The organism is Natronorubrum halalkaliphilum (assembly GCF_009834785.1).
Classification (GTDB): Archaea; Halobacteriota; Halobacteria; order Halobacteriales; family Natrialbaceae; genus Natronorubrum; species Natronorubrum halalkaliphilum.
Genome location: NZ_WUYX01000037.1, coordinates 1 through 25,282 on the forward strand (window position 1 = coordinate 1; position 25,282 = coordinate 25,282).

General features: G+C 63.7%; 25 protein-coding genes and 2 tRNA genes. 16 read left to right on the forward strand and 11 right to left on the reverse strand.

Annotated features, from left to right (window positions below; all coding sequences use genetic code 11):
* Positions 1-108: 108 nt before the first annotated feature.
* Positions 109-1,380 (forward strand): ethylbenzene dehydrogenase-related protein, encoded by a 1,272-nt coding sequence (locus GS429_RS11890; protein ID WP_160065578.1) that lies wholly within the window; start codon positions 109-111, stop codon positions 1,378-1,380.
* Positions 1,381-1,558: 178 nt separating this feature from the next.
* On the opposite strand, the gene bcp is transcribed toward GS429_RS11890, so the two are convergent.
* The 3 genes from bcp to priS all read right to left on the reverse strand — a co-directional run bounded on the left by bcp (position 1,559) and on the right by priS (position 4,389).
* Positions 1,559-2,038 carry a thioredoxin-dependent thiol peroxidase gene (bcp, locus tag GS429_RS11895; protein WP_160065579.1) on the reverse strand — a complete coding sequence of 160 codons (480 nt, stop codon included), beginning with the start codon at positions 2,036-2,038 and terminating at the stop codon, positions 1,559-1,561.
* Between the two features lie 144 nt (positions 2,039-2,182).
* Positions 2,183-3,217, reverse strand: a complete 1,035-nt coding sequence (locus GS429_RS11900; protein ID WP_160065580.1) for a hypothetical protein — start codon at positions 3,215-3,217, stop codon at positions 2,183-2,185.
* Entirely contained in the window at positions 3,214-4,389 is a 1,176-nt protein-coding gene (priS, locus tag GS429_RS11905) for a DNA primase small subunit PriS (RefSeq protein ID WP_160065581.1), read from the reverse strand. The genes GS429_RS11900 and priS overlap by 4 nt, the downstream gene beginning before the upstream one ends.
* A 152-nt stretch (positions 4,390-4,541) precedes the next feature.
* Here priS and GS429_RS11910 point away from each other — a divergent pair, with 152 nt between their 5' ends.
* Together GS429_RS11910 and GS429_RS11915 are read left to right on the forward strand one after the other, a co-directional pair.
* A complete protein-coding gene (locus tag GS429_RS11910; protein WP_160065582.1) occupies positions 4,542-5,774 on the forward strand; it encodes a carboxylate--amine ligase in 1,233 nt (410 codons plus the stop codon).
* 220 nt (positions 5,775-5,994) lie between these two features.
* A complete protein-coding gene (locus GS429_RS11915) occupies positions 5,995-7,347 on the forward strand; it encodes an LLM class flavin-dependent oxidoreductase (RefSeq protein WP_160065583.1) in 1,353 nt (450 codons plus the stop codon).
* Between the two features lie 261 nt (positions 7,348-7,608).
* On the opposite strand, the gene GS429_RS11920 is transcribed toward GS429_RS11915, so the two are convergent.
* Positions 7,609-8,085 (reverse strand): GNAT family N-acetyltransferase, encoded by a 477-nt coding sequence (locus GS429_RS11920; RefSeq protein ID WP_328821367.1) that lies wholly within the window; start codon positions 8,083-8,085, stop codon positions 7,609-7,611.
* Between the two features lie 216 nt (positions 8,086-8,301).
* Between GS429_RS11920 and GS429_RS11925 the strand changes: the two genes are divergently transcribed.
* On the forward strand, positions 8,302-8,802 hold the full coding sequence (locus tag GS429_RS11925; RefSeq protein ID WP_160065585.1) for an archease: 501 nt from the start codon (positions 8,302-8,304) through the stop codon (positions 8,800-8,802).
* A 290-nt stretch (positions 8,803-9,092) separates the two neighbouring features.
* Positions 9,093-10,559 carry an RtcB family protein gene (locus GS429_RS11930; RefSeq protein WP_160065586.1) on the forward strand — a complete coding sequence of 489 codons (1,467 nt, stop codon included), beginning with the start codon at positions 9,093-9,095 and terminating at the stop codon, positions 10,557-10,559.
* Positions 10,560-10,621: 62 nt separating this feature from the next.
* Here GS429_RS11930 and GS429_RS11935 read toward each other — a convergent pair whose 3' ends face one another.
* From GS429_RS11935 to GS429_RS11945, 3 genes are all read right to left on the reverse strand, one after another.
* Positions 10,622-11,995 (reverse strand): Cdc6/Cdc18 family protein, encoded by a 1,374-nt coding sequence (locus GS429_RS11935; protein WP_160065587.1) that lies wholly within the window; start codon positions 11,993-11,995, stop codon positions 10,622-10,624.
* 670 nt (positions 11,996-12,665) lie between these two features.
* On the reverse strand, positions 12,666-12,881 hold the full coding sequence (locus GS429_RS11940) for a hypothetical protein (protein WP_160065588.1): 216 nt from the start codon (positions 12,879-12,881) through the stop codon (positions 12,666-12,668).
* Positions 12,882-12,945: 64 nt separating this feature from the next.
* The gene (locus tag GS429_RS11945) at positions 12,946-13,617 is read right to left on the reverse strand and encodes a helix-turn-helix domain-containing protein (RefSeq protein ID WP_160065589.1); all 672 of its coding nucleotides are present in this window, start codon (positions 13,615-13,617) and stop codon (positions 12,946-12,948) included.
* Positions 13,618-13,808: 191 nt separating this feature from the next.
* On the opposite strand from GS429_RS11945, the gene moaA reads away from it, so the two are divergent.
* On the forward strand, positions 13,809-14,798 hold the full coding sequence (moaA, locus tag GS429_RS11950; protein WP_160065590.1) for a GTP 3',8-cyclase MoaA: 990 nt from the start codon (positions 13,809-13,811) through the stop codon (positions 14,796-14,798).
* A 114-nt stretch (positions 14,799-14,912) separates the two neighbouring features.
* Here the strand turns inward: moaA and GS429_RS11955 are convergent, their stop codons facing one another.
* The 4 genes from GS429_RS11955 to GS429_RS11970 form a co-directional block, all read right to left on the reverse strand.
* The gene (locus GS429_RS11955; protein WP_160065591.1) at positions 14,913-15,458 is read right to left on the reverse strand and encodes a DUF7519 family protein; all 546 of its coding nucleotides are present in this window, start codon (positions 15,456-15,458) and stop codon (positions 14,913-14,915) included.
* Positions 15,455-17,467 carry a DUF58 domain-containing protein gene (locus tag GS429_RS11960; protein ID WP_328821368.1) on the reverse strand — a complete coding sequence of 671 codons (2,013 nt, stop codon included), beginning with the start codon at positions 17,465-17,467 and terminating at the stop codon, positions 15,455-15,457. Before GS429_RS11960 ends, GS429_RS11955 begins: the two co-directional genes overlap by 4 nt.
* Positions 17,464-18,444: a DUF4129 domain-containing protein gene (locus GS429_RS11965; protein ID WP_328821369.1), complete on the reverse strand. Its 981-nt coding sequence runs from the start codon at positions 18,442-18,444 to the stop codon at positions 17,464-17,466. Before GS429_RS11965 ends, GS429_RS11960 begins: the two co-directional genes overlap by 4 nt.
* A 99-nt stretch (positions 18,445-18,543) precedes the next feature.
* Entirely contained in the window at positions 18,544-20,586 is a 2,043-nt protein-coding gene (locus tag GS429_RS11970; protein WP_160065592.1) for an AMP-dependent synthetase/ligase, read from the reverse strand.
* Positions 20,587-20,944: 358 nt separating this feature from the next.
* Here GS429_RS11970 and GS429_RS11975 point away from each other — a divergent pair.
* The 10 genes from GS429_RS11975 (at position 20,945) to GS429_RS12020 (ending at position 25,281) form a co-directional block, all read left to right on the forward strand.
* Positions 20,945-21,027, forward strand: a tRNA-Ser gene (locus GS429_RS11975).
* A gap of 100 nt (positions 21,028-21,127) precedes the next feature.
* Complete coding sequence (locus tag GS429_RS11980) at positions 21,128-21,646, forward strand: 30S ribosomal protein S13 (protein ID WP_160065593.1); 519 nt, start codon at positions 21,128-21,130, stop codon at positions 21,644-21,646.
* A complete protein-coding gene (locus tag GS429_RS11985; RefSeq protein ID WP_160065594.1) occupies positions 21,646-22,167 on the forward strand; it encodes a 30S ribosomal protein S4 in 522 nt (173 codons plus the stop codon). The genes GS429_RS11980 and GS429_RS11985 overlap by 1 nt, the downstream gene beginning before the upstream one ends.
* Before the next feature lies 1 nt (position 22,168).
* Positions 22,169-22,558: a 30S ribosomal protein S11 gene (locus tag GS429_RS11990; RefSeq protein WP_008894543.1), complete on the forward strand. Its 390-nt coding sequence runs from the start codon at positions 22,169-22,171 to the stop codon at positions 22,556-22,558.
* Positions 22,559-22,562: 4 nt separating this feature from the next.
* Positions 22,563-23,312, forward strand: coding sequence for a DNA-directed RNA polymerase subunit D (locus tag GS429_RS11995; RefSeq protein WP_160065595.1), 750 nt, complete (start codon positions 22,563-22,565; stop codon positions 23,310-23,312).
* A 132-nt stretch (positions 23,313-23,444) separates the two neighbouring features.
* Positions 23,445-23,529 (forward strand) — tRNA-Leu (locus tag GS429_RS12000).
* A 353-nt stretch (positions 23,530-23,882) separates the two neighbouring features.
* On the forward strand, positions 23,883-24,236 hold the full coding sequence (locus GS429_RS12005) for a 50S ribosomal protein L18e (protein WP_160065619.1): 354 nt from the start codon (positions 23,883-23,885) through the stop codon (positions 24,234-24,236).
* A complete protein-coding gene (locus GS429_RS12010; RefSeq protein ID WP_160065596.1) occupies positions 24,233-24,682 on the forward strand; it encodes a 50S ribosomal protein L13 in 450 nt (149 codons plus the stop codon). The genes GS429_RS12005 and GS429_RS12010 overlap by 4 nt, the downstream gene beginning before the upstream one ends.
* Positions 24,676-25,074, forward strand: a complete 399-nt coding sequence (locus GS429_RS12015) for a 30S ribosomal protein S9 (protein WP_160065597.1) — start codon at positions 24,676-24,678, stop codon at positions 25,072-25,074. Before GS429_RS12010 ends, GS429_RS12015 begins: the two co-directional genes overlap by 7 nt.
* 12 nt (positions 25,075-25,086) lie before the next feature.
* Positions 25,087-25,281: a DNA-directed RNA polymerase subunit N gene (locus GS429_RS12020; protein WP_160065598.1), complete on the forward strand. Its 195-nt coding sequence runs from the start codon at positions 25,087-25,089 to the stop codon at positions 25,279-25,281.
* Position 25,282: the final 1 nt, after the last annotated feature.

The following is a 25,282-nucleotide window of genomic DNA, read 5'->3' on the forward strand; positions in this document are numbered from 1 at the left end:
CGACACCTCCTCATTCCTTCCGAAAAATAGCCACGATAAGCCGTCGCTGTCATGCGTTTTGTCTCCTAACTAAAGACGGATGGACGGGCGGACAGGGCCCGCTCCGGTATGACTGAGCAGTGGCGTCCCGGGGAGAGGGTCAAAGAGCTTCGGACCGAAATCGCGTTCAATTCGGACCGGATTCACTTCCGGTTTCGATGGGACCAGCCGAATCCGGGCGGGTGGCTCCATGACATGCTCGTGTATCGCGACGGCGAGTGGACGCAGTTTGCCGATCCGTCTCCGTGGGTGGCGAAAGGGGAGACTCCCGAGCACACCGGCTTCTACGAGGACCGCGTGAGTTTCCTCCTCGACGACGGATCGGTAACCGGATTCGAGGAATTCGGCGGCTGGTTAACCGTTCACAAGGGGATGCGATCGCTGCCCAGCGAAGTATCCGAAGCGGACGTTCAGTCCCACGATCACTTCGGCGCCGAGGGCCTCGACAAAACGGACATCCGGAAGTTCATTCCACAGGCCTGCGAGGGCGAGTGGTGGGAAAACGACTGGCGAACGGTCGGGTCCGAGGGCGAACTCGAGCGGCTCAAACGGGACGGCGTGTTCCTCGATCTCCCGATGTGGCGGGCCCACCGGAGTAATCCGAAAGGCTACGGAACGGACCACCACGTGCTCGACTACCGACACAGCGATCAGGGCCGGAATACGTACACCACCCAGGAGTGGGGACCACGGGACGGACCGGAGTACATGTGGGATCCCGACGTCGTCGAGAGGGGAGCGCTCGACTATCACGAGATCCGTGACGGAAACGTCCCCCACCAGCAGGACGACACGTACGCGCTGGAGATGAAGGACGCCGTTGCCTTCGATCCCGACGTCGCGGAGTGGGAGGGTGCGATGATCCCGCGCCGGCCGCTACAGGAACCGCACGGGAGCGCCGCGGATTGGCGCGGGACCGGCGTCTGGAACGACGGGGAGTGGGTCGTCGAGATGTGGCGTGACCTGCAAACCGCCCACCCCGTGGACACGAAGCAACTGACGCCCGGCGAGGTGTACACGTGGACGCCGGCCGTCCACCACGGTGCCGGGAAGCGGTGGCACTGGGTCGCGTATCCGTACAAATTCGGCCTCGGAGTCGAGCCGAACTACAGCGGTGAGCAACACGCACACGGAACGACCGAACTCGTCGCCGAGGAGTTCACCGGTGACGAGCCCGACTGGGACGATATTTCTACGTATACGATTCCGCTCGTCTTCCCCGGATTGCTCGACTGGACCGATCTCACGAGCGACGACCACGCGCGAGCCACGGAGATTCGGAACGCCGAGATCACGATATGGGAACTCTACGAAAAGGACCCGGAATCGTTCATCGAGTGAGCGGCTTCGAAAGCTGGTCTCGGACGACCGAAACGAGAACGAAACGTCGATGTGCCGGAGACGAACAGTCTACAGGGGACAGAAGCGGCGATGGCCGTCCCATCTTCTCCCCTCGTTGCACCGTCGTATCCGCCCGAAACGATCTGCTGAGCGAAAGGGCACGACGAGTTCCGTTGGCCTACGGCGTCACTTCGGGCGACCGATCCTCGAGTTCCTCGAGAACCGCTTCGGCGTGGCCCTCGGGCGAGACGCCCTCGTAGACGGCCTCGATACGACCGTCGGGATCGACGACGTAGGTGTTGCGGAAGACGCCGTCGAAGGTATTGCCGAACATCTGCTTTTCGCCGTAGGAGTCGTACAGCGTCGCGACCTCGCCGAGTTCATCCGAAAGGAGGTCGAACTCAAGGTCGTACTCGTCGGCGAAGGATTCGATATCGTCGACCGGGTCGTCGCTGATTCCGACGATGTGGGTATCGTGGTCGTCGAACGCGGGTTTCGCGTCGTTGAACGCACAGGCTTCGGTGGTACACCCGTCGGTGTTTGCACGCGGGTAAAAGTACACGACGAGTCGCTGCCCCTCGAAATCGGAGCGCCGAACGGTGTCGCCGTGCTGGTTTTCAAGTTCGAACTCGGGTGCCTCGTCGCCTACGTCGAGCATGGCCGTGTGTTAGCGACCGTCGATGTATGCGTTGTGGTTTCGGTTCCGTCGATACAGTGCCAGATCTCTCTCGCTCTCGGGGGGCAGCTGAAACCAAACGATCGTTCGGATTCCCCTCGGAATGGGTCGCGGTCAGGGGCCCGCTTACTCGAGCGGTTCGGCCGCCTCTTGCTCGAGCAGCGGCGTGGCGTTCTGTTCCGGGAGGGTAACGATGTCGTCGGTCGACAGCGAGTACTCCCGGTCGTCGACGCCGAGAATCGAGCCGATGTCGCGGGTAATTCTGACGGTCATGCGATCAACATCCATATCGGCAGAGCCGTCATCGACCGAGTTCGAATCCGGGTCCGGGACCGAATCGGTATCGTCCGTGACATCGATATCGGCATCCGTACCGGTACCGGCCCCGTCCCCGACGGCGTACGGCTGGCCGTCGTCCGACGATGACGATGGTGTCGCCGAGCCAGCGACCTCCTCGTCGATCGTTGGCCCGTCACTGCCCATGACATCTGCAGGCGTGACGCCGCTCGAGTCGCCGGATTCTGGCCCCTCTGACGGTCCACTCCCTCCAGTCTCCGGCCCGCCGTCATCGTCGGCCGCAGGCGGAGGTGTGGGGCCGGCGTCTCCCGATGGCTCCTGCGGTGGCACCGGCGGGGTATCGTCGTCGACGCCCCCGGCCGGTGAATCCGAGTCGACCGCCGTTCCGGGGTCGTCAATCGGGGCGGGCCCGGACCGATTCGAGTCCGGACGGTCGGGTTCGGTGGGAGTATCGGCGGCGGGTCCCCCCTCGGTCTCGATCTCCTCGAGAACGTCGAGCACGCGGGACTTGTTCGAGCCGATCCGTTCGACGAGGTCGTCGAAGAGGTCGGCTTCCTCGGCAGTAAGTCCCTCGTCGTTGGCCGCCATTCCGGCTGCGGAAAGGCTGGCTTGCTTGACGAGTTTCCCCATGCGGCGCTCGTAGATCGCCTCGACGACGTCTTTTGCGGTCTCGATCTCGTCGGTGAGTCGGCCGACTTCGGGCGATGAAAAGGGGTCATCGGCCTGTTCGGCGACGCGGTCGCGTTCGTCCTCGAGATCGGCGATGTACTCGCCGACCTCCTGATAGAACGAGGGGCGCAGATTCTGGAGGCTATCCTTCTGGCGCTCCTTGCTCTGGACTGAACGCAACTCGTCTAAATTCATTCTTTCTCCTTTTCGGCGCTGCCGCGTGCCATCAAGAACACGGCAACGTACTCCGGTAGTGACTGGTCGCCCTCCGAGACTGTAAAGCTATCCCCGCCGAGTTCGATCTCGCCCGGCTCGGTGACGGTGACGGTGATCTCGTGGCCCCGGAACGTCTCCGGAACCGCGTCGTCGAGCGGATCGAACGCCGCGAGTTCGTCGCGCTCGAGGCGGACCGTTTTCAGCCCACTGCCCCCGTGAAGACTCCCCGGCAGGCGGATGAGTCGGTTCGTGTCAGTGGTGACGGGTTCGTCGATCGGCGCGTTATCTCGTTCGATCGCCTGATCGGCGAACCGTTCGGCCAACTGCGCGACCGCGGTGTGGACCGTGACGTTGCCCGCCTCGAGTTGCTCGCGGTTGTTGCGAGCGGCGTTGAGCGTCGCCTGGGCCTTACCTTCGCCGATGCCGTCGAACTCCTGAAGTCGATCGAGAGCGGCCGCTTCCTCGAGTTCGAGGAGTTCGTCGATGAACGCCATCAGATGAGCGTGGGTTCGAGCACCCCAACCGCCGTCGATCTGTAGGGTCCGTCGTTCCGTCGGCGTCTTGCGGCCGAGTCCGGCGACGGTCTCGGTTTCGATCAACTCGTCGAAATCCATGCCGATGCCGCGAACGTAGTCGACGATCTCCCGTCGGTGCTCTCGCTCGAGATGCAAAACGTTCTCGTCGCGGACGTGGACGTGATAGCCCCGTCCGCCGGAGAAGACGATCTCGAGGTCCTCGAAACCGAAATCGTCCTCGAGGAACTCGAGCAGTCGCAACAGGGCGTCCTTACACTTGGCGAGCATCTCGCCGTAAGAGTCCTCTCCGAGGGTCACGCTCGGTAAGTGGTCGGCGTCGAGATCGAAGACGAGATCCGCGGACTGCCAGTCTTTCTCGTGCATCGAACTCGCGCCGGGATCCCGAAAGCGACCCGCGGAGAAGTAGACGTGCTGTGGGCGTTTTCGAACGAGGAACTCCTCGAGATCGCCCAGTTCCAGCAGCGAACGGTGGCGGACCATCGTCGTGTCGGGGCCTTCGGTCCAGGGAATGTATCCCCACTCGCGTTCGTTGGCCGCGGGTGGTGGTGTGATCGCTGTCCGCCGGTAGTGATCACGAAATCGCCCTCGAAGGTAAGCCCTCGTTCGCTCCTCCATGCGCCTCAGGTAGTCGTGGGTGCGGGGGTATAATCCTGCCGAATGGTCGGCTTCGATGGGCGGCCCGCTCGCGAGTGGCGCGCCTTCTCGGGACGCCCCCGAGGGGATGCCGGAACCGCAGGATTTAGCCCTTCCGACTGGCTGGATCGACCATGAGCCGACAGTTCACCTCGATCGCGGATCTCTGTGCGACCCTCGAGGATCGTTCGTTCGACCGACCGCCGGCGATCGTCTCTAACGCTCACATCACCGGCGTGAGCGTCGCGCGGGCGCTCGCCGCTCACGGCGTTCCCGTCATCGCGCTGGATCGAACCGGCGACGGCGTCGCGCCGCCCTCGGAAGCCGTCGTCGCGGCGGGCGAAGTCACCTTCCCGCTCGACGATCCCGACGGCTTCCGCGACGACGTCGAGTCGGTCGCGGCCGCGCTGGATCACGACCCCGTCGCCTTCCCCTGCATGGACGAGTGGGTCCACGCGTTCGCGGAGACCGAACCCGAGGGGGTTCGCCGCCCGTTCGCCGATCGGGACGTGATCGCGAACGTCCTCGACAAGGAGTCGCTGTACGCCACCGCCGAGGAACTCGGCGTTCCGTTCCCCGAAACGTACCGCCTCTCCGAGGTCGATCCCGACGGGGCCGCCGATCAACTTGGCTTCCCGCTGGTCGTCAAACCCGCCCGCAAGCGGGAGTTCGAGGAACTGCTCGGCACGAACGTCGTCGAGGTCGCCGACCGCGAGGAGTTCCACGACGTCGTCACCGAGGCCGACGAGGCCGGCGTCCGAGTCATGGCCCAGGAGAAGGTCCCGGTCGCGACCGGTGAGGACCGGTCGCTGGCCTCCTACCGCTCCCCCGACGGTGAGGTGTTGAGCGTCGTCGGCAACGCCCGCGTTCGTTACCCGCAGGGCTACGGCACCTCCTGCGTCGTCGACACCGTCTCCGATCCCGAACTCGAGGCCGACGCGCGGTCGATCCTCGAGGAGAGCGGCTACTACGGGATCAGCGAGGCCGAGTTCGTATACGATCGAGACCGCGAGGAGTACGTCCTGCTCGACGTGAACACGCGCCCGTGGAAGTGGATCTCGATGCCCGTCGAGGCGGGCGCGAACCTGCCGTACGCGGCCTACGCCGACGCCGTCGGAGCCGAGTACGAGTGGACGGACCCCGACAACGCGCGCTGGATCTACCTGCCCGACTACCTCTCGCTGCTCGCGAGCACCCCCTCGTTTCGGGACGTGCTCTCGAACGAGGAGTGGACCGCCTTGCTCTCCGGGGAGTTCGAGTCGACGCGCGGACTGACCACGGGCGTCTACCGGCCGTCGGATCCCGGCCCAGCGCTGCAGATCCTCGAGACGGAGTTCGGCGGGCCCGATTACTACTGTTCGTGCTGACGGCCGAAACGTCCGACAGACGATAGTTCCGGTCGGCCCGGCAGTCGGTCTCGGCGTTCCTATACTGTCGGCCGGAACTACTCGAAGATCGGTCGCTCGAATACGGCCGTCGCCTTCGGAGACGGCCGGAACTCCGCGACCGACTTCTCGCTGACTTCCGGCCGACAGTATATTCTCCGGTGTCGATTCGCTTTTTCCCCGGGAGGAACACGTGCGGACGATGAGCGATCACCTACACTTCAATCTCTTTACGATGAACTCGGTTGAGCATGTCTCACCGGGATCCTGGACGATCCCGGGCGATCAGTCCCACCGGTACACCGATCGCGAGTACTGGACCGACGTCGCGCGGACGGCCGAACGCGGCGGCTTCGACGCGATCTTCTTCGCCGACGTCCGCGGCATCTACGACGTCTACGACGACGATCGTGACCCGGCGATCCAGCGAGCGATTCAGACGCCATCGAACATGCCACAGGCGCTCGTGCCCGCGATGGCCGAAGTAACCGACGACATCGGGTTCGCCGTTACACGGTCGACGAGCTACGTCCACCCCTACCAGCTCGCCCGCGAACTATCGACGCTCGATCACGTCACGGACGGACGGATCGCGTTCAACGTCGTCACCTCGTATCTCGAGAGTGCGGCCGAAAACCTCGGGATGGGCGATCGGATGGAACACGACGAGCGGTACGACCGGGCCGACGAGTTCATGGACGTCTGCTACCGGCTCTGGGAGGACTCCTGGGAGGACGATGCGATCGTCCGCGACGCCGAGTCGGAGACCTACACCGATCCCGAGAACGTCCACGCGATCGACTACGAGGGCGAGTACTTCACGGTCCCGGGACCACACGGCTGCGAGCCGTCGCCCCAGCGATCGCCCGTCATCTACCAAGCGGGCTCCTCGGATCGGGGTCGACGGTTCGCGGCGACGAACGCCGAAGGCGTCTTCGTCTCTCAACCGACGAAGGAAGCGACCCGCGACTACATCGAGGACATGCGCGAGCGCGTCGGCGACCGCGGCCGCGACCCCGACTCGCTGAAGTTCTTCCCCGGAATCGTCGTCATTACGGGCGAAACCGACGAGGTCGCCCGCGAGAAACACGAGACCTACAAGGAGCACATCAGCGTCGAGGGCACCCTGTCGCTGCTCTCGGGCTTTATCGACATGGACTTCTCCGAACTCGAGCCCGATCAGAAGGTCGAGCACATCGAAACCGACGCCATCCGGGGGACGATCAACGCGTTCACGAAGAACGATCCGGACCGCGAGTGGACGGTCGAAGAGGTCGCGCAGTTCGCGGGACTCGGCACGACCTCGCCCGTGATCGTCGGCGGTCCCGAAACGGTCGCCGACGAACTCGAGGCGTGGCAGGAGGAGGTCGGCGTCGACGGCTTCAATCTCAAGGAGGTAACACGGCCCGGAAGCCTGCGGGACTTCGTGGACTACGTCGTTCCCGTTCTCCGCGAGCGCGGGCTGATCCGCGAGGAGTACGAGGGCGAGACGCTGCGGGAGAACATGTTCGAGCGACGCGGCCTGCCCGACGGACACCCCGGGGCGGACTCGTAGTCGGGTTCGCCGTCGAGTAGTGATCGGTTCTCGAGCGGATCGACGGCCACCGACCGCCGACCGTCGACCGCGTCGAAACCGCCCTCGAGAAGCGGGAGAGAGCTGAGGGTGTGACCGACGGCCTCGAACCGACCGAACGCGAGTGGACCGATCCCGAGCGGTGTCCGTTCTGCGGCGACGTCGTGGCGGAGTGGGTCACCTGACGGCGACGGTAGCAGTGTAGCGATGGCTCGAGGAGCGGAGAGCCATCGGCAGTGGCGCTCAGCGCCGCATCAGATCGGACAATCGATCCGTAATTCCGACGTCGGAGCCGAGTTTCAGGTAGTAGGCGTCGCCCCCGTCCTCGTAGTAGTCGTCGATACGCCGCTTGATCTCGAAGCCGAGGTGTTCGTAGAACTGGAGGGCGTTCTCGTTGCTCGTCCGGGCGTGACACGTGATCGTATCGTGGTCTTCCGCGACGCGCGCGACGAGTTGTTTGCCGATGCCTTCACCGCGGAGGTCCGGCGACACCGCGAGGAACAGAATGTAGCCGTCGCGCCGAACCGCGGCGAACCCGACGAGTTCTCCGTCGCGGACGTAGCAGTGGACCTTGGAGCGGCGATACGCATCGGAAAAGAAGTCGTAGCGCTGTTTGAGCACACCTTCCTGACTGTTAATCTCCTCCTTGAGTTGCCAGGCCTGGTCGACGAAGTCGTCACTCCCCGGCGTGACGACCCGACTGTCGATGTTGACGCTCACTAGCAAACCCTACCAGCGTCGCCAATATAATTCCACCGGCACTCATCGATCTGGAATGTCTGACACGACCCTATCCAGACAGTGTCCTCGAACGGCGCTCGTCGCAAGGGAGCGACACGATCGATGTCCGCCGATTCGGTCGCCGTGGGGAGACCGGCCCGCGAACGAAAACGACGGGCATACGACCCCGGCAGCCGAACCCGCTGTCAGAGAGCAATGACAGGTGATCGGAGCCCGGGCCAGGCGTTCGAACTGCGCGATCACACGGCCGACATCGCGGTCGCGGCAACCGGCGACACGCTCGAGCGGGTCTTCGCCGCGGTCGCCGACGGACTCGCGGCCGCCTCGTGTGACGACATCCCCGGGGAGACCGGCGAGCGGTTTTCGCTTTCGGTGACCGCCGAGAGTCGCGAAGCCCTGCTGTTCGATTATCTCGACGAACTGATCTATCTCCGCGACGTCCGGAACGAACTTCCTGTCGAACACCGCGTCGAGAGGATCGAGTCGCCGGAGGTCGAAGGCGCGACAGCCGCAGTGACTGGCACCGACGATGAGGGCGACGCGGACGCCGACTGGTCGCTCGAGGCCACCGCCCGAGGCGTCCCCCTCGCCGAGATCGACGCGCGCGAAGTAAAGGCAGTCACGTACTCCGAGATGCGACTCGAGCGCGCGTCCGACGGCGAGGGCTGGGAAGCGTACGTGGTTTTCGACGTTTAACGGGTTTGCGGCGAGATGTGGGTGGTGGGTGGTGGGCGATGGGCGATGGGCGATGGGCGATGGGCGGTCATCAGTGAGCGCCGAGCGGTCATCGGAAAGTGGTAAGCAGTCATCGGTAAATGGTGAAGGGTAAGCGCTGGGCGGCCACCGGTTTTCGTTCTCGTCCCGACCGATCGCCGGTTTTCGTTTACGGCAGCGTCGAACTCGAGTCGCCACAGTCGCCGCGAGTTCGACGAGCGAAGCCAGGCCAGAGACGAACTTCTTTGACCGTTCGGACCGGAGGTTTTCGTATGAGCGAATCCACGTTCGACGCAGACGGTATCACGCTCGAGAAGGTGCGTGACTACGTCTGGGAGATCCCACAGGAAGGCGATATGCGCGTGCCGGCGCGAGTGCTCGCGAGCGAACCCCTTCTGGAGGAGATCAAGGACGACAAAACCCTCGAGCAGATCAAAAACACGACCCACCTGCCGGGAATTACCAATCACGCGATCTGTATGCCCGACGGTCATCAGGGCTACGGGTTCCCCGTCGGTGGGGTTGGTGCACTCGACGCCGAAAACGGCTGTATTTCGCCGGGAGCGGTCGGCTATGACATCAATTGCGGCGTTCGGATGATGCGGACGAACCTGACCTACGACGAGTTACAGGGCCGCGAAGCGGAACTCGTCGACTCCCTGTTTGCAAACGTTCCGTCGGGTCTGGGCGGCGGCGGCATCGTCGAAGCCGGGATCGACGCCGTCGACGAGATTCTCGCTCGCGGGGTCGACTGGGCCCTCGAGAACGGCCACGCCGTCGAGGAGGACCTCCTGCACTGCGAGGACGAAGGCATGCGCGAGGGCGCGGACCCGGACAAGGTCAGCCAGAAGGCGAAAGACCGTGGTAAGAACCAGATCGGCTCGCTCGGCTCGGGCAACCATTTCCTCGAGGTCCAGCGCGTCACCGACGTCTTCGATGGCGACGTGGGCGAGGCCTACGGGCTCGAGGAAGACCAGATCGTCGTCCTCATTCACTGCGGTTCTCGCGGACTGGGCCACCAGACGTGCAACGACTACCTCCGGAAGATCGAGCAGCAACATCAGGGGCTGTTGAATCAGCTGCCGGACAAGGAACTGGCCGCCGCGCCGGCGGGCTCGCAGCTCGCGGAGGACTACTACGGCGCGATGAACGCCGCGATCAACTTCGCGTGGGTCAACCGGCAGCTGATCATGCACCGCACGCGGCAGGTCTTCGAACGCGTCTTCGACCGGTCGTGGCAGGAGATGGAGATGGAGCTGCTGTACGACGTGGCGCACAATATCGCGAAAAAGGAAAGCCACGACGTCGGTGGCGAACAGCGGGAACTCTACGTCCACCGCAAGGGTGCGACGCGCGCGTTCCCAGCGGGTCATCCCGAAGTCCCGAAGGCCTACCGCGACGTCGGCCAGCCAGTCATCATCCCCGGCAGCATGGGCGCGGGCAGCTACGTCCTCCGGGGCGGCGAGAACTCGATGGACCTCACGTTCGGGTCGACGGCCCACGGCGCGGGCCGGCTGATGAGCCGCACGCAGGCCAAAGACGAGTTCTGGGGCGGCGACGTCCAGGACCAACTCGAGGAGCAGGAGCAGATCTACGTCAAGGCCCAGTCGGGGGCGACGGTCGCCGAGGAAGCCCCCGGCGTCTACAAGGACGTCGACGAGGTCGTCCGCGTCTCGGACGAACTCGGAATCGGCGACAAGGTCGCGCGGACGTTCCCCGTGTGCAACATCAAGGGGTAACTGCGACGCCGGTCACGGCGCGGAAAATATCGCGATCACGAGCTGGCACACTACGGAAGGCCTCACGAGTCGCGGAGCGACTGACGGGCGACCGTTCGGGCGGTTTCTAGATCGAGTTCGTCGAACGTGTCGTCCTCCTCGAGGGTCTCGAGGACGGCTTCGACCGGTTCCGTGAACGTAAACATGAGGTGAACGCCGCTTTTGAACCCGCCGCTCGTCCGCTCGCTCTCGAGGACGCCGTACGTGCCGGCCTTGTTGATGTGGCTGTTGACGGTTTCCTGCGTGTAGACGTCGCGGTCGGTGCGCTGACAGATTTCTCGATACAGCGCGTAGACCGCTGGACTCGGAGCGGCTCCGTCGTTCACGTCGGCGACGACCGCGGCGGCGTAGAGGGAGAGCTTCTTCTGGAGGGTCATGCCGCCGACCATCTCTAACACGCGGTTCTTTACGACCGAGTCGTTGGCCGCGTGGACGTGTTGCTCGGTGACGACCGTCTCCCCGTTTCGGTTCGCTATTTCGCCCGCGTCGCGGAGCAGGTCGATCGCTCGCCGCGCGTCGCCCTCGTTTTTCGCCCCGTAGGCCGCAACCAGTTCGATGACACCGTCGTCAAGTGCATCCTGTTTGAAGGCGTCGCGTCGGCGGTTGAGAATTTCGATGAGTTCGGTGGCGTCGTAGTCCGAGAAGTGAATTCCCGTCGGATTGTACGAGCTGTCGGTTCTGCTGTCGAGGTTCTCGCGGAATTTGGGATGGTTGGTGATCACGACCGTCGAGACGAGGGTGTCGACGTGCTGTTCGGCCATCACTCGACTCAGGCTATAGAGCAGTCGAGAGTACGCGGGTTCGTCCTCACCGACGCGGCCGGTGAGCGCGTCGATCTCGTCGAGAACGAACACGAGCGCGTCGAAGTGGCGGTCGACGATCTCGTAGAGTCGAACGTATTTCGCGTCCGTAGAGACGCCTTTTCGTGGAATGTCCCACGCGACGCCCGCTTTGCTCGCGGTCTGATGCCCGAGTTTCCAGACGGCGCGATCCAGCGAGTGCGACTCCATCGTCTTGAAGTTCACGGCGACGAAGTCGAAGGCGATCTCGTTCTGCGTGGCGCGTTCTTTCACTTTCTCGGCGACCGCTTTCACGGTGAGGCTCTTCCCGGTGCCGCTCGGACCGTACAGCAAGAGATCCGGCGGTCGTTCGCCGTCGAGGGTGTCCCGAAACGCGCGCGCTTCGGCCGCCAGTTGTTCGTCGCGGCCGTAGATCCGGTTGTGATCGACGATCGTGTTCGAGTCGACGAGTTGCTTGTTCTCGAAGACGGTTTTCCGCTCGCCGTCGAGGATGCTATCGACGATAGACGATTCGGGAGAGCGGGTCGTGCCGTCGTCTTCGTCCCCGTCCTCGTGTCCGTCTCCGTCTTCTCGAGCGGACGATAGCTCGTGGTCCATTATCGACACTGTTCACGAATCTGCAATACCTCTTTCGAAATGAGCGACCTGCAGTCGTAATGAAGGGTCCGTGGTCGAAATGAACCCGCGATTTCGGCGGCGGCGTCGTGAACGACTGCCGAAATGAAGGGACCGTTGTCGAAATGAATCTCGGGATTCGATCGTCGCCGGATCGATGGGGTGATTGACCGTAATCGAAATGAAGACACTGTGACCGGAATGAAACACGGCCAGACCGTTGTCGAAATGAAGACACCGTTATCGAAGTGAAGGGGCTGTGTCGGACGGAAAGGCACCGTCGTCGAAGTGAAGACGCCGTCACCGAAATGAACTCCGGGACCGGAGAGAACCGACGATCGAGCGGGACCGTTCTCACACCGTAATCGAAATGAAACCGAAAACGAGAGGGGGACCCGTGGCGGGAGACGAGGACCGTTGTCGAAATGAATTGTCAAGCGATGGGGTTGCGAACTGCCCCTTCCGGCTTCTACGGTCCGTATGGCTCCGAAAACAGATTTTAGCGGACAGGTTTCATTTCGATTGCGGTGTGAGAGTGATACTCTCTAGATACTCTTTCAATGAATTTCATTTCGAATACAGTGTGAGGGACCGTTCCGCTCCTGACTCGACTCCGATCGGATCGTCCACCGTCTACTTCAACCACTCCCCTTTATTTCAATCGATACGGGTTATCATCGCTTTCGTCGCCCTCCTCGTCTTCGCTCTCGTAGGGCTTCCGGGCCGTAATCGTCACCGTCGCTTCGGGGTCGTCTTCGTCCGACCACGGGCTATCGTAGGCCGAAATCTCGAGGTCGGTGATATCCCACCCTTCCTCCTCGATGAGTTCTACGAGGCGGCGCTGATCGTCGAGCATATCCTCATCCATACGAACCCGTTCGAGCGTGATCCGGGTAGTTCTTCCGCCGGCTGACGCGACGTCTCAGGAGAGATTACCCGTTTCCGGCGTCGTCAGTCCCGATATCGATGGCTTCCTCGACGAGCGAGCGGTGGGCCCGTCGGAGCCGTTCGGACAAAGCCTGATGCGCGATGTCGAGTTCGTCCGAGAGATTTTCCATGTCCATGTCGCGAGGGATCTGGTAGTAGCCTCGCTCCAGGGCTTCGACCAGCGTCTCGTACTGGGCGTCTGTCAGCCCGTACTGACCGTGCCGGTCGTCCTCCATCCGATGGATCTTCTGGATTTCGATCGTCAGTCCCTGATCGGTCGCGAACTCGTACGTACTCGAGAGCGACTCCCGCTCCGGAAAGAGCACCCGAAATCGCCACCGTCGCCCCTCGACGCTCGCGTCCAGCACCGTCGCTTTCTCCTCGGTCAGCAGGTGAATCATGACGGTCACATTGTCGACCCAGTTCAGCCGATAGAGTCGCTCATCGTCCAGATCGGTCAGAAGTTCACAGTCTTCGACGCTGGAATCGTCTTCGAGAAGATCGTCGACCTCGGCGAGCGTCGACTCGTCGCCGGCGAACCAGACGTAAGGCATGACGTGGTCCGGATCGTACGCGACGACGCGTTCGATTTCGACGGCGAGGTCGCCGACGGCCTCGAGCGTCTGCCAGAGTGCAAACTCGTTCGCGGGGACGGTCAGCTCGGCGATGGTGCTCATACCGGTGTCCACCACGTCTATCTACAAGAGTAATCGACCCGAACAGCTAGCGGTCCGACCTGTTTGGAGCGGGAGGCCACCGCGGCGTTCCCAGTCGTGTTTGCGATCCAACCGAAGCCGCAACCGAAACCGGTTACGAAGGGGTGGAAACACCCGGCGTGTTTAAGCGGATCCGACCGCAATCGTGTGGTATGCTCACCGACGAGTTCGGGCGGGAGGTAACCGGGGTTCGGGTTTCCCTCACCGATCGGTGTAATTTCGACTGTGTCTACTGCCACAACGAAGGACTGGGCGATACCCGTGGGCCGATGGATCCACAGGACGACGAGATGTCGACCGACGACGTCGTCACGTTTCTCGAGGTCGCCGCCGAGTTCGACGTCGATGCGGTCAAGTTCACCGGCGGCGAGCCGATGCTTCGCCAGGATCTCACGGAGATTATCGAGCGAACGCCGGATCAGATGGAGGTCTCCCTGACGACCAACGGTACCTTCCTCCCCGGACGCGCGGAGGACCTCGTCGACGCCGGACTCGATCGGGTCAACGTCTCCCAGGACGCCCTCGATGCGGAGGACTTCGCCGCCGTTACGAAAAGCGGCGCTTACGACAAGGTTCTGGAAGGCGTCGACGCCGCCCTCGAGGCCGGTCTCGATCCGGTCAAGCTCAACATGGTCGTCTTCGAGCACACCGCGGGCTACGTGCCCGAGATGGTCGACCACGTCGCCGAAAACGAGGGGCTGCAACTCCAGCTGATCGAATACATGCCCGAACTGACCGGCAAGCCCGAGTGGAACATCGACATCCAGCGGGTCCACGACTGGCTGGCCGAGCAGGCCGACGAGATCGAACACCGCGAGATGCACGACCGGAAGCGCTACTGGGTGAGCGGAGACGACGGTACCGGCCGCGGAATGGTCGAGATCGTCGACCCCGTCGAGAACCCGACGTTCTGTGCGAACTGCCACCGGGTCCGGGTCACCCACGAAGGATATCTAAAAGGCTGTCTCAACCGAAACGACGACCTCAAACCGATGGGAGAGATGACCAAACCAGAAATTCGGGCGGCGTTCCGCGAGGTCGTCGCGAACCGAGTCCCCTATTACGGCGAGTACATGATCAAAAACGGCGACGGCGAGTGGGAAGTCAACGACGAGTACATCGAAGAGTACGCCGAGATCTGATTCGCGAACCGCAGGTCCGCGTTCCCCGTTTCGTCTTTGGATTTCGAGTTCCGTCTTCCGTCCTTCGAATTCCCGTTTTGAATACCGTTTCCGTCGCTCTCGCCCTCTCGAGAGTCAGCTCCCGCTCCAGTTCGCGGATCGCCCGCGCTGTGTGCCGAGTCCGATCGTAATCAGGACAGCTGCCAGCAACAGTAACACGGCCGCAGCAACCGGTTGTCCGCCACCTGCAACGACGTACACCGCGTAGCCGACGGTTCCAGACAACAGGCCGACCAGCAAACTCGAGACGATCTGGACGGCCTCGAGTCGAGCGGTTCGGCTCTCCCGACCGAGTTGTTCGCCGAGATCGACGGCACTGTGGCCGAGATCCCACGCGATCACGGTCGCGATGGTTCCGATAACGGTCGGTTCGACCGCGGTCTGTTCGAGTCCGCCGACGACGACGCCGATGAAGAGAACGACGGCTCCCACATCGAGCGCCGTCGGCAGCCCCCGAACGACGCCGGCCGCGAGGCAGACGGCTCCGAGCAGGCCGAACGCGAGCGCGCTGTCGGCGCCGGCGCCGATAGCCAGAACAGCCGCGAGGACGGCCGCGATCGTCGCCGCGCTCAGGACGACGGTGGGTCGACGCGTAATCGTCTCGTCGTCGGTCCCGGTCATCGGCGCACACCCGCGTGTCGTGCTATGGCCGTATCCAGCGATTCGTCGTCGGGCCAGTCGATGACCGGAATGCCCGCACGCTGAAGGTCGGTTCGACGGACGTTCCGGGCGACGCGGGCCAGTTGCTGTCCGGCGGTTCGGTCCGCCGTCGGATCGGGACTGATAACGGTTACCGGGTGGCCACGGGCCTCGAGCCGGCGAGCGATATCGCCGCCGACGGAGTCGGACAACGGGGTCAGCAGAATAATCTGACTGTCGTCGGAGAGGCGACGTCTGAGCGACCGCAGTTGCCGTCGCCACTGACACGCCGAACTCGGCGGGAGCGTAGAGAACTGGGGGTGGGTCGCGAGCAGGTTTCGAAACTGCAGTTCGTGGTGGCGACCGGACGCCGGCGGGAGCCAGCACTGCTCGGCGTCCGAAGACTCCTCCCGTCCGCCGTCGCGAGCGACCGGGCCGAGCGCGGCGAGGCCGACCGTCTCGCCCGTCGCGAGCAGGGCCGTTCCGATCCGTCCCGCGGCGTCGACGGATCGATCGACGGCGTGGGTTGCGTCGGGGTCCGGTGCACAGTAGGTTGCCAGTCGCGCATCGACCAGTACGACTACGCGGGCCGTCCGTTCCTCGTGAAATTCGAGGGTGGCGAGATCGCCGGTCTTCGCGTGCCGGTTCCAGTCGATCCTGCTGAGCGGGTCGCTCTTGCGATACTCTCGGACGGAGTGAATGGTCGTCCCGGAGCCGCCGTCGGCCGTCTGGACGCGGCCGGCGAACGACGTCGTCGCCGACCGGATCGGAACGTCGGTAGCCAGCGGCTGCAGCGACGGCTCACAGACGACCGTCGTCTCGGTGTCGACGAGGAACTCTCGCTCCACCGATCGTGAGAGGTCGCGGGCGATCGCGATCGCGGGATCGAACGCGTGGGTCCCCCGACGGGCCGTCACCGTGTACTCGAGCGTGACGGATTCGCCGGGTCGAAGCGCGGTCCCGAGCCGACTCGAGCCCTCGGTGACGGCCATGTCCGCGGGCACGCCGTCGACGAACCGCAGGTCGGGAACGAACGACCCGCTCTCGTTCGTCAGCGTCACGGTAACGTCGATTTCGTCGCCCGGTTCGGGGTCGTCGTCGCTCAGCGTTCGGTCGAGGGATAGCTCGAGTTCCGGGGGGTCGAATGCGCGAGCGAAGCCGGCGTAGCCGACGCCTACGACGCCGGCGAGGACGATAGCCGGGGAGTCAGCGACGGCTCCGATACCGACGGCGAGCAGTGCGACGGCCCCGATCCCGGTCCAATGCTCGGTCAAGCGTCGGCGGTGAGCTTCGATGCCGTCGACCGCGGTTGTCGTCGTTCGCGTCCGGGACTGAGCGTTTGCCGTAGGGCCGGGACGGCTGAATCCGCCACGCAGGTCGTCCGGCTCAGGATCGTACTCGGGAAGCGATTGGCGGTCGATTTCGGTACGTTCTCCGTCGTCGCCGACCGCGACGATGGCGGCGACCGCGTGTCGGATGCCGGACTGGAACGGCGTGTTTCCGGCCGGAGTGACGACCGCTGCGAGTCGCGTCCGAAGCGAGCGGGCGGGCGGTTCGACGCTGTCGGAGAGAAATGCGGCCGCGACCCGGTCGTCGGTCCAGGTGCCGTTTTCGATGCGGCGAGTGGCGTCCTCGACCGAGTCTCCCTCGAAGCGGGTGAGGACGGCGACCGCGGCTCCCCGAAGGCCGCTTCGCAGGCGGCGGCTACTGGCGGTGTGGCCGGCTGTCACCGCCCGGAACTCGTCGACCGTTCCGGAAAGCGAGCGGCCGGGAACGGGGACGGATCCCCGTCGCTCGGGATCGGGCGTTCCGAAACGGGTTCGGACGCCGTGTCCGCGCGAGAGCGCTGACAACGCGACCACGAGCGCGACTAAGCCGATGACAACGATTGTCGGCCGGGTAACGGCGATCTCGACGACGCCCGCGACGACGGCGATCGCCACCAGGAAGGCCGCGGTTCCGAGCAGGACGGCAACGCGGCGGGTGTTCACTGGTTCTCACCTCGGCCCACGCTGTCGACCGAGTCATCGACCGGCTCGTCGCGCAGGGTGCGACCCGTGGATTCGGCGTATTCGGCTTCGATACGACGGAGCACCGCGACTGCCCGCGCTTCTCGCTCCGGGGTGGTCGAGGCGTCCCCGTATCTGACGTCCTCGAACAACTGCGTGAGTTCGCCGACGTGGTCGCGGTCCATGCCGGCGTCGGTTGCGGCGCGAGCGAACTCGCGCGGTGTGCTCGACTCGGGCCGATCGACCTCGAGCGGCCGCGTCATCTCCCGCCAGGCCCGGTAGACCGCGTTCTCGACGTCGGCCGTGTCCTCGATCCGATCCGCTGCGTTGCCCGCGGCGGTGCCGACCACGGCGGCCGTCTCCGCCGTTGCCTGCGAATCAGTACCGTCGGCCGTCCGTTCGGCAGCCGTCGCCGCCGACTCGTCCGAGCCCCGCGAGAGAAACAGTCCGCCGAGGAAGATAACCGTTACCAGCGCTAACAGGGCGAGCAGCGGCCCGCCAGTGATCGGGGTGAGTTCGCCGTCCGACCCGGGCGAGTCGCCGTCACCGGATTCCTCGCCGAACTCCCCTCCTTCCTCCGGAGTCATTTCGCTCCCGAACAACGAGCTGAGCTCTAGCAGGGCGACCGAGAGAGTGACCATTATCAGGGCGACGACCAGTCCGATAGCGATCAACTTGATCGCGTCGCGTCGGTGTGTAATGAGATACCAGACGAACACGATCGCGAGGAGACCGATCACCAGGTAGATCAGCGCCTCGAGAAACGGAGGAACGGTGCCGTCACTGACCTGTTCCGGTGGCGGCGGCTGACCGCCCGATCCGTCTCCGGGCGTGGCTCCGCTACCCGACCCGTCGCTCCCGGTCTCGAGGGGCGAACGGACGGTCGCCGCTGCGAGGGCAATCGCGACGATCGCACAGGCAGCGGCGACCAGTCGGAGGAGCGGATTGGATTCGGTCACCGGTTATCGGCAGCTAACAGCTGTATGATAATAAATGGATCGAGCACGGCCGCGATCGAGACGGAGCGCGGTAAACGGAACCGCCGGTTCGAACCGTCGTTATTCGGAACCCCCATCGGACACCTGAACGGACTCATAGATGTCCTCGACGAGGTGGTCGTAGCGATCCGCGATCTTCGAGCGCTTTTTCTTCATCGTCGGCGTCATGAGACCGTTTTCCTCGGTGAACCCTTCGGGCGTGATCCGGAACTCCTTGATCGTCTCGTAGGATTCAAAGTTCTCGTTGACCTCGTCGACGGTCTCCCCGATCCGGTCGCGTACCCACTCGTGGTCGGTGAGAGCTGCAGTATCGTCCGGCAGCGAAACGTCGTCAGCGTCCGCCCGCGTGCGGAGCGCGTCGACGTTCGGGACGAGTAACGCGCCGACGAACTTCTCGCCGTCGCCGACGACCAGACACTGTTCGACCATATCGACCGCGGCGAAGGCGTCCTCGATGGGCGCCGGTGCGACGTTCTTCCCCGTCGAGAGTACGACGAGCTGTTTCGTCCGCTCGCGGAACTGGAGGTAGCCGTCGGAGTGTTCGTGGACGATGTCACCGGTGCGGAACCATCCGTCCTCGGTGAAGGCACGGTCGGTCGCACCGGGCTTGTTCCAGTAGCCCTCGGTGACGTTCGGTCCCTTTATCAGGAGTTCGCCGACGTCACCGTCACCGTCGCCGCCCTCGAAGTCCGCTTCGTGGACGACGGACGCGTCGAGCTTCGTCTCGAGGCCGACCACCGGCGGACCGACGGTCCCGATTCGCGGATCGCCGGGTGGGTTCGCCGCGACGACCGGCGACGCCTCCGTCATGCCGTAGCCCTCGTAGATCGGGAGGCCCATCCCGTGGAAGAGCTGGCAAAGCGCCGGCGAAAGGCTGCCGCCGCCGCTGATAAACGAGCCGATGTTTCCGCCCAGGCCCTGGCGAATCTCCTCGAAGACGAGCTGATCGGCGCTTTCCATCTCGCCCTCGAGTTCCTCGCCGGGGTCGTCGGCCCGCTGGTAGCGCCGAGCGACGTCGACGGCCCACTCGAAGACGTCGGCTTTCGCCTCGTCCTGTGCGGCCCGGTTCCGGATCCCGTCGTACAGTTTCTCGTACACTCGCGGGACGCTCGTCATGTTGTCGGGTGCGATCGCGGGAAGGTCGTCGGTGAGCGTGTCCGGGCTCTCGGCGTAGGCGACGCAGGACCCCGCGGCGAACAGCATGAAGTGGCCCGCGGTCCGCTCGAAAACGTGGGCCAGCGGCAGGAACGAGACGACCTGCGTCTCGTCGTCGATCGACGGATCGTCCTCGCCCTTGTCGGGTCGCGGCCCGTACCGTCTGTAGATCTGATTGACGTTCGTCCGGAGATTTCGGTGAGTGAGTTCGACGCCCTTCGGCTGGCCCGTCGTTCCGCTGGTGTAGATCAGACTCGCGAGATCGTCGATATCGCGGCCCGCGAGCCAGGAGTCGTACTCGTCTCGGTCGAACGCCTCGCTCCCTCGTCGGTAGAGCTCTGCGAGCGTGAGAATATCCTCGCGAGCCGCGTACTCGTCGGTCTCGAGGTCGTCGAAGACGACGATGAACTCGAGAGCCAGTTCGTCTTCGACCTCGAGCACGCGCTCGAGTAGCGTCTCGTTCTCGACGACGACGCCGGACGCACCGGGATCGTCGAGCAGGTACTGAAGCTGGTCGGGTGAGGAACCCTTGTAGACCGTCGTCACGACGCCGCCGGCAGCGAGGATTCCGAAGTCCGAGAGCGCCCACTCCATGCGCGTGTCCGCGAAGATTCCGACGCGTTCGCCGTCGGCAATTCCGAGCTCGCGGAAGCCGGCTGCGAGTCGGCGGACCAGTTCGCCCATCCGGTCGTACGTAATCGAGGCGTACTCCCCGCTCGGTACGGCCTCGATCGGTGGTGACGGTAAGTCGCTGTCGCCGTCGCCGCCACCACCACCACTACTGCAAGCCTCACTGTCGCCGGCGATCGAGCGATCGTAGACGCCGCCTTTGTACCGCTGGGCGGGTCGGTCGCCGTTTCGCTCGACGCTCCGCTCGAACATCTCGGCCAGCGTGTCGAGTTCGAGTACCGGATGTTCGAACTCGGCTTCGGCCTCGTACAAATCCATGCGTAGTACGGGTTTCGCATCCCTACTTATAAAAAATGACAGTCTCCTCGGTGCCGATGGCCTCGGGCCGACCGGTTCCCTCGGAGCCGAGAGCGACAATCGATATGCGACACGGAAACCGCCCCGAACCGACGGCTACACAGCCACGTCCACGAAGAAGTGTCGCCGACTATCGTCGTCACAACGCCTGTTGAAGGCTGTACAGTTCTTCTCGCGGCCAGTGGCTCTCCGCGAGTGTGACCCGATACCGGTGTCGGCACCTTTCGTTGCGCTTAAGTACCCGACACGGGTAGGTTCGGGTGCAATACGTGTAGGGGAGTGATCCCCGAGTCCGTAAGGGCGATGATAGACTGACGGTGTTGTGGTAGCCAAGCGGCCCAAGGCGCATGGTTGCTAACCATGTGGCGTCAAGCCTCCGGGGTTCAAATCCCCGCCACAACGTCGGATATACTGGCGGACTGTCGTCAGTATTCACTCACGCTGGCGCGCTTGCGCCAGTCGCATTTGCAACGCGCGCACACCAGACACACATACACGACACATGAGCGAGGAAGAACCTCAAGAACAACAGGACGACGAAGACCTTCAGTACTTCGTCCGCATCGGTCAGACCGACCTCGATGGGACGAAGTCCGTCGAGCGCTCGCTCTCGGAGATGAACGGGATCGGTCGACGAACCGCCCGACTCATCGCCGACGAAGCGGATATCGACCGGACAGCGACGTTCGGCCGACTCGACGAAGACGTCATCGACGAGGTCGTCGAACTCGTAGAGAACTACGCTGCTGAAGTTCCGGACTGGCTCAACAACCGCCAATCGGACTTTTACACCGGGGAAACGACCCACGAGATCGGCAACGATCTCCAGTTGACCCGGCAGCACGACATCAACCGGATGAAGATGATCGACTCCTACAAAGGAATTCGCCACAAGCGCGGACAGAAGGTCCGCGGCCAGCGAACCAAGTCCACCGGTCGTACGGAGGGCACCATCGGAGTCAACGTCGAAGAAATCCGCGAAGAACAGGCAGAGGAAGCCGCCGAGGAGGATGACGAATAATGCCGCTCGGAACCGATACCAAACAGTACGAGACGCCGAATCACCCCTACCAGGGTGAACGCATCGCCTCCGAGCACTCCCTTCTCGACCGCTACGGACTCTCGAACAAAGAGGAGCTCTGGCGAGCCCAGTCCCAGCTTCGTTCCTACCGGCGCGAGGCTCGAGACCTGCTCGGCCAGGCCCAGGACGACGAGACCGTTATCCGCCGCTCCGAGGAGTTCCTCGGTCGGCTCAAACGCGTCGGCATCCTCGACGAAGCAGACGAACTCGGTGACATCCTGTCACTCGAGATCGAGGACGTCCTCGAGCGACGACTCCAGACGGTTGCCTACCGCAAAGGACTGGCGAACACGCCACAGCAGGCGCGCCAGTTCATCACGCACGGGCACATCGTAATCGGCGACCAGCGCCAGCGGATCCCGTCGTACGTCGTCGATGTCGACGAGGAGGACCTCGTCGCATTCGACGAGAACAGTCCACTTGCGGACGACCTCCATCCGGAACGAGCGGAGGGTCAATAACATGAGCCAAGACGACGAAAAGTGGGGAGTCGCCCACGTGCACGCATCGTTCAACAACACCGTCATGACCGTGACCGACCTCACGGGCGCGGAAACGATCGCCAAGTCCTCCGGCGGGACGGCGGTCAAGCAGAACCGCGACGAGGCGTCGCCGTACGCGGCCATGCAGATGGCCGAGTCCGTCGCCGAAGAGGTCAAGGCAGCCGGCATCACGGGCCTTCACGTCCGTGTCCGCGGTCCCGGTGGCAACCTACAGAAGTCCCCCGGCCCCGGCGCGCAGGCGACCATCCGTGCGCTCGCCCGCTCGGGTATCGAAATCGGGCGCATCGAAGACGTCACGCCGATCCCACACGACGGATCGCGCGCACCGAAAGGCAAGGGCGGCTACTAGATCCATGACCGAAGAGTACGACGTCGAATTCGTCGAACGCGAGGACCGCGAAGCACGGATCCTCGTCCGCGGCGTCACACCCGCGTTCGCCAACGGTATCCGTCGGGCGATGCTGGCCGACGTGCCGACGATGGCCGTCGATACCGTCCGGTTCGTCGAGAACTCGTCGGTCATGTTCGACGAACAACTCGCACTTCGACTCGGGCTCGTCCCGCTGACGACCCCGCCCGAAGGCGAGTTCGCCGAGGACGACACCGTGACGCTCTCGATCGACGTCGAAGGGCCAGCCACCGCCTACTCGGGCGATCTCGTCTCGAGCGACGACCTCGTTCAGCCCGCAGACGAGAACGTTCCGATCATCGAACTCAAAGACGACCAGCGCCTCGAGGCCGAGGCGGATGCCGTCCTCGACCGCGGGAAAGACCACGCGAAACACCAGGGCGGTGTGGCCGTCGGGTACCGACATCTCCAGCGCGTGGAGGTCGTCGGCGACCTGCCCGAGTTCGAAGAGCCCGAATCGCGGATCATCCGCGGCGTCATCGAGGACGACGGCGAACTCGTCCCGACGAGCGAGTTCGATCACGATCTCTCGAACCGGTATCCGGGCAAGGAGGTCGAAATCGAGGACGTGCCGAACGCCTTCGTCTTCCACGTGGAGACTGACGGCTCGTTCCCCGTCGAAGAGCTCGTTACGCGAGCCGCCGACTCGATCGAACGGCGTGCGACCGAACTCGAAGAAGCAGTACAGCTATAGACATGAACCGACGCCCCCAATCCCGACACTGTGAGGCCGCGTTTGCCGGCGCCGTGAGCGACGAGACCGGCACCGCCTCGTCCGATGGAATCGAAAGGGGTTTGAAGGGGCGACGGGTAGACGGAAGTGCGAGCAGGGATAGCCAAGTCAGGCCAACGGCGCAGCGTTCAGGGCGCTGTCTCGTAGGAGTCCGCAGGTTCAAATCCTGCTCCCTGCATTTTTCCAGCTCGACCAAACGGGAGAGCTGTGAAAATGGAACGGCAGATTTGAGCCACGGGAGTCGCAGCGACCGAGCGTTTGCGAGGTCGACCGTCTCCCGGAGGTTCAAATCCTGCTCCCTGCATCACTTCTCTCCTGCTGATCACCGTTCAGTGATCGTTCGATCACGTTCGTGTTCACGGTCCCGGTCCCGTTTCCGTGTCCGTGCCCGTTCCAGCCGTCTCCGGAACCGACGGCTGTGCGAACGTCATCGACATCGACACGCGATCCGGTGTGACGAACAGGAAATCGATTCCAGCCGGCTGCACAACTCCTCGTGCAGTCGTCCGTTTGCAGATTTGGAGGAAACCAATGAGTAGCAAGACTAATCCGAGGCTCAACGATCTTATCGCCGAGCTGAAGTCGACGTCCCGAGAAACGGACGCCGACGTCTGGCGAGATGTTGCGGATCGACTCGAAAAGCCCCGGCGCACCCACGCAGAGGTGAACCTGGGCCGTATCGAGCGATACGCACGCGAAGATGAGACTGTCGTCGTTCCCGGCAAAGTGCTGGGCTCCGGCGCACTACAGAAAAACGTCACCGTCGCGGCTGTCAAGTTCTCTTCGTCCGCAGAGACGAAGATCGAACAGGTCGGTGACTCAGTACCGCTCGAGCAAGTGCTCGAAGAGAACCCCAACGGATCCAACGTGCGGGTGATTCGATGAGTATCGCAGAGTTCGACGCAGACGTCGTCGTCGATGCCCGTGACTGTATCCTCGGTCGCGTCGCCAGCGAGGTCGCCCAGCGCGCTCTCGACGGCGAAACCGTCGCGATCGTCAACGCCGAAGATGCCGTTATTACCGGCGACAAGGAAGACATCTTCGACACCTACCGCACGCGACTCCAGCTGGGCTCCGACAGAGGGCCCTACTACCCGAAGCGACCGGACACGATCTTCAAGCGGTCCGTTCGCGGGATGTTGCCCTACAAGAAAACGCGCGGTCGCGAGGCGTTCGAGAGCGTCCGCGTCTACGTCGGCAACCCCTACGAAGACGACGAGGACCGCGAGGCGGAGATCCTCGAGGGAACGTCGCTGGATCGACTTTCGAACATTCGCTTCGTCCACCTGGGCGAAGTCTCCGATCAACTCGGTGCTAACGTCACATGGTAACGAACACGAGTGGAAAGAAGAAGACGGCCGTCGCCCGCGCAACCGTCCGCGAAGGCGAGGGTCGCGTCCGAATCAACTCCAAGCCAGTCGAACTGGTCGAACCGGAGATGTCCCGCCTCAAGATGCTCGAGCCGTTCCGCATCGCCGGTGAGGACCTGCGCAGCGAGATGGACATCGACGTCCGCGTCGAGGGAGGCGGTATCAGCGGCCAGGCAGACGCCGTCCGTACCGCCGTCGCACGCGGCATCGTCCAGCACACGAACGACGCCGAACTTCGCGACGCGTACATGGAGTTCGACCGCTCGCTGCTGGTCAACGACGTTCGTCAGTCCGAACCAAAGAAGTGGGGCGGCCCGGGCGCTCGGGCTCGCTACCAGAAGTCCTACCGCTAAGGTGATTCAATCATGATGGTACCGGTCCGGTGTTTCACCTGTGGCAACGTCGTCGCCGAACACTGGGAGGAGTTCGACGAGCGGGCTAACGAGGGCGACGAGGACCCCGAAGCGGTCCTCGACGAACTCGGCGTCGAACGCTACTGCTGTCGGCGCATGCTCGTCAGTCACACCGACCTCGTAGACGTCGTCTCTCCGTACCAGTAAC

Excerpts from the sequence above, each read along its gene's own strand:
- GS429_RS11990 (WP_008894543.1), top strand. The coding sequence starts at position 22,169 with ATGAGCCAAGACGACGAAAAGTGGGGAGTCGCCCACGTGCACGCATCG.
- GS429_RS11940 (WP_160065588.1), bottom strand. The coding sequence starts at position 12,881 with ATGGATGAGGATATGCTCGACGATCAGCGCCGCCTCGTAGAACTCATC.
- GS429_RS12010 (WP_160065596.1), top strand. The coding sequence starts at position 24,233 with ATGAGTATCGCAGAGTTCGACGCAGACGTCGTCGTCGATGCCCGTGAC.
- GS429_RS12020 (WP_160065598.1), top strand. The coding sequence starts at position 25,087 with ATGATGGTACCGGTCCGGTGTTTCACCTGTGGCAACGTCGTCGCCGAA.
- GS429_RS12015 (WP_160065597.1), top strand. The coding sequence starts at position 24,676 with ATGGTAACGAACACGAGTGGAAAGAAGAAGACGGCCGTCGCCCGCGCA.
- GS429_RS11915 (WP_160065583.1), top strand. The coding sequence starts at position 5,995 with ATGAGCGATCACCTACACTTCAATCTCTTTACGATGAACTCGGTTGAG.
- GS429_RS12005 (WP_160065619.1), top strand. The coding sequence starts at position 23,883 with ATGAGTAGCAAGACTAATCCGAGGCTCAACGATCTTATCGCCGAGCTG.
- GS429_RS11955 (WP_160065591.1), bottom strand. The coding sequence starts at position 15,458 with ATGACCGGGACCGACGACGAGACGATTACGCGTCGACCCACCGTCGTC.
- GS429_RS11910 (WP_160065582.1), top strand. The coding sequence starts at position 4,542 with ATGAGCCGACAGTTCACCTCGATCGCGGATCTCTGTGCGACCCTCGAG.
- GS429_RS11970 (WP_160065592.1), bottom strand. The coding sequence starts at position 20,586 with ATGGATTTGTACGAGGCCGAAGCCGAGTTCGAACATCCGGTACTCGAA.
- priS (WP_160065581.1), bottom strand. The coding sequence starts at position 4,389 with ATGGAGGAGCGAACGAGGGCTTACCTTCGAGGGCGATTTCGTGATCAC.
- GS429_RS11900 (WP_160065580.1), bottom strand. The coding sequence starts at position 3,217 with ATGAATTTAGACGAGTTGCGTTCAGTCCAGAGCAAGGAGCGCCAGAAG.
- bcp (WP_160065579.1), bottom strand. The coding sequence starts at position 2,038 with ATGCTCGACGTAGGCGACGAGGCACCCGAGTTCGAACTTGAAAACCAG.
- GS429_RS11930 (WP_160065586.1), top strand. The coding sequence starts at position 9,093 with ATGAGCGAATCCACGTTCGACGCAGACGGTATCACGCTCGAGAAGGTG.
- GS429_RS11945 (WP_160065589.1), bottom strand. The coding sequence starts at position 13,617 with ATGAGCACCATCGCCGAGCTGACCGTCCCCGCGAACGAGTTTGCACTC.
- GS429_RS11935 (WP_160065587.1), bottom strand. The coding sequence starts at position 11,995 with ATGGACCACGAGCTATCGTCCGCTCGAGAAGACGGAGACGGACACGAG.
- GS429_RS11985 (WP_160065594.1), top strand. The coding sequence starts at position 21,646 with ATGCCGCTCGGAACCGATACCAAACAGTACGAGACGCCGAATCACCCC.
- GS429_RS11995 (WP_160065595.1), top strand. The coding sequence starts at position 22,563 with ATGACCGAAGAGTACGACGTCGAATTCGTCGAACGCGAGGACCGCGAA.
- GS429_RS11925 (WP_160065585.1), top strand. The coding sequence starts at position 8,302 with ATGACAGGTGATCGGAGCCCGGGCCAGGCGTTCGAACTGCGCGATCAC.
- moaA (WP_160065590.1), top strand. The coding sequence starts at position 13,809 with ATGCTCACCGACGAGTTCGGGCGGGAGGTAACCGGGGTTCGGGTTTCC.
- GS429_RS11890 (WP_160065578.1), top strand. The coding sequence starts at position 109 with ATGACTGAGCAGTGGCGTCCCGGGGAGAGGGTCAAAGAGCTTCGGACC.
- GS429_RS11980 (WP_160065593.1), top strand. The coding sequence starts at position 21,128 with ATGAGCGAGGAAGAACCTCAAGAACAACAGGACGACGAAGACCTTCAG.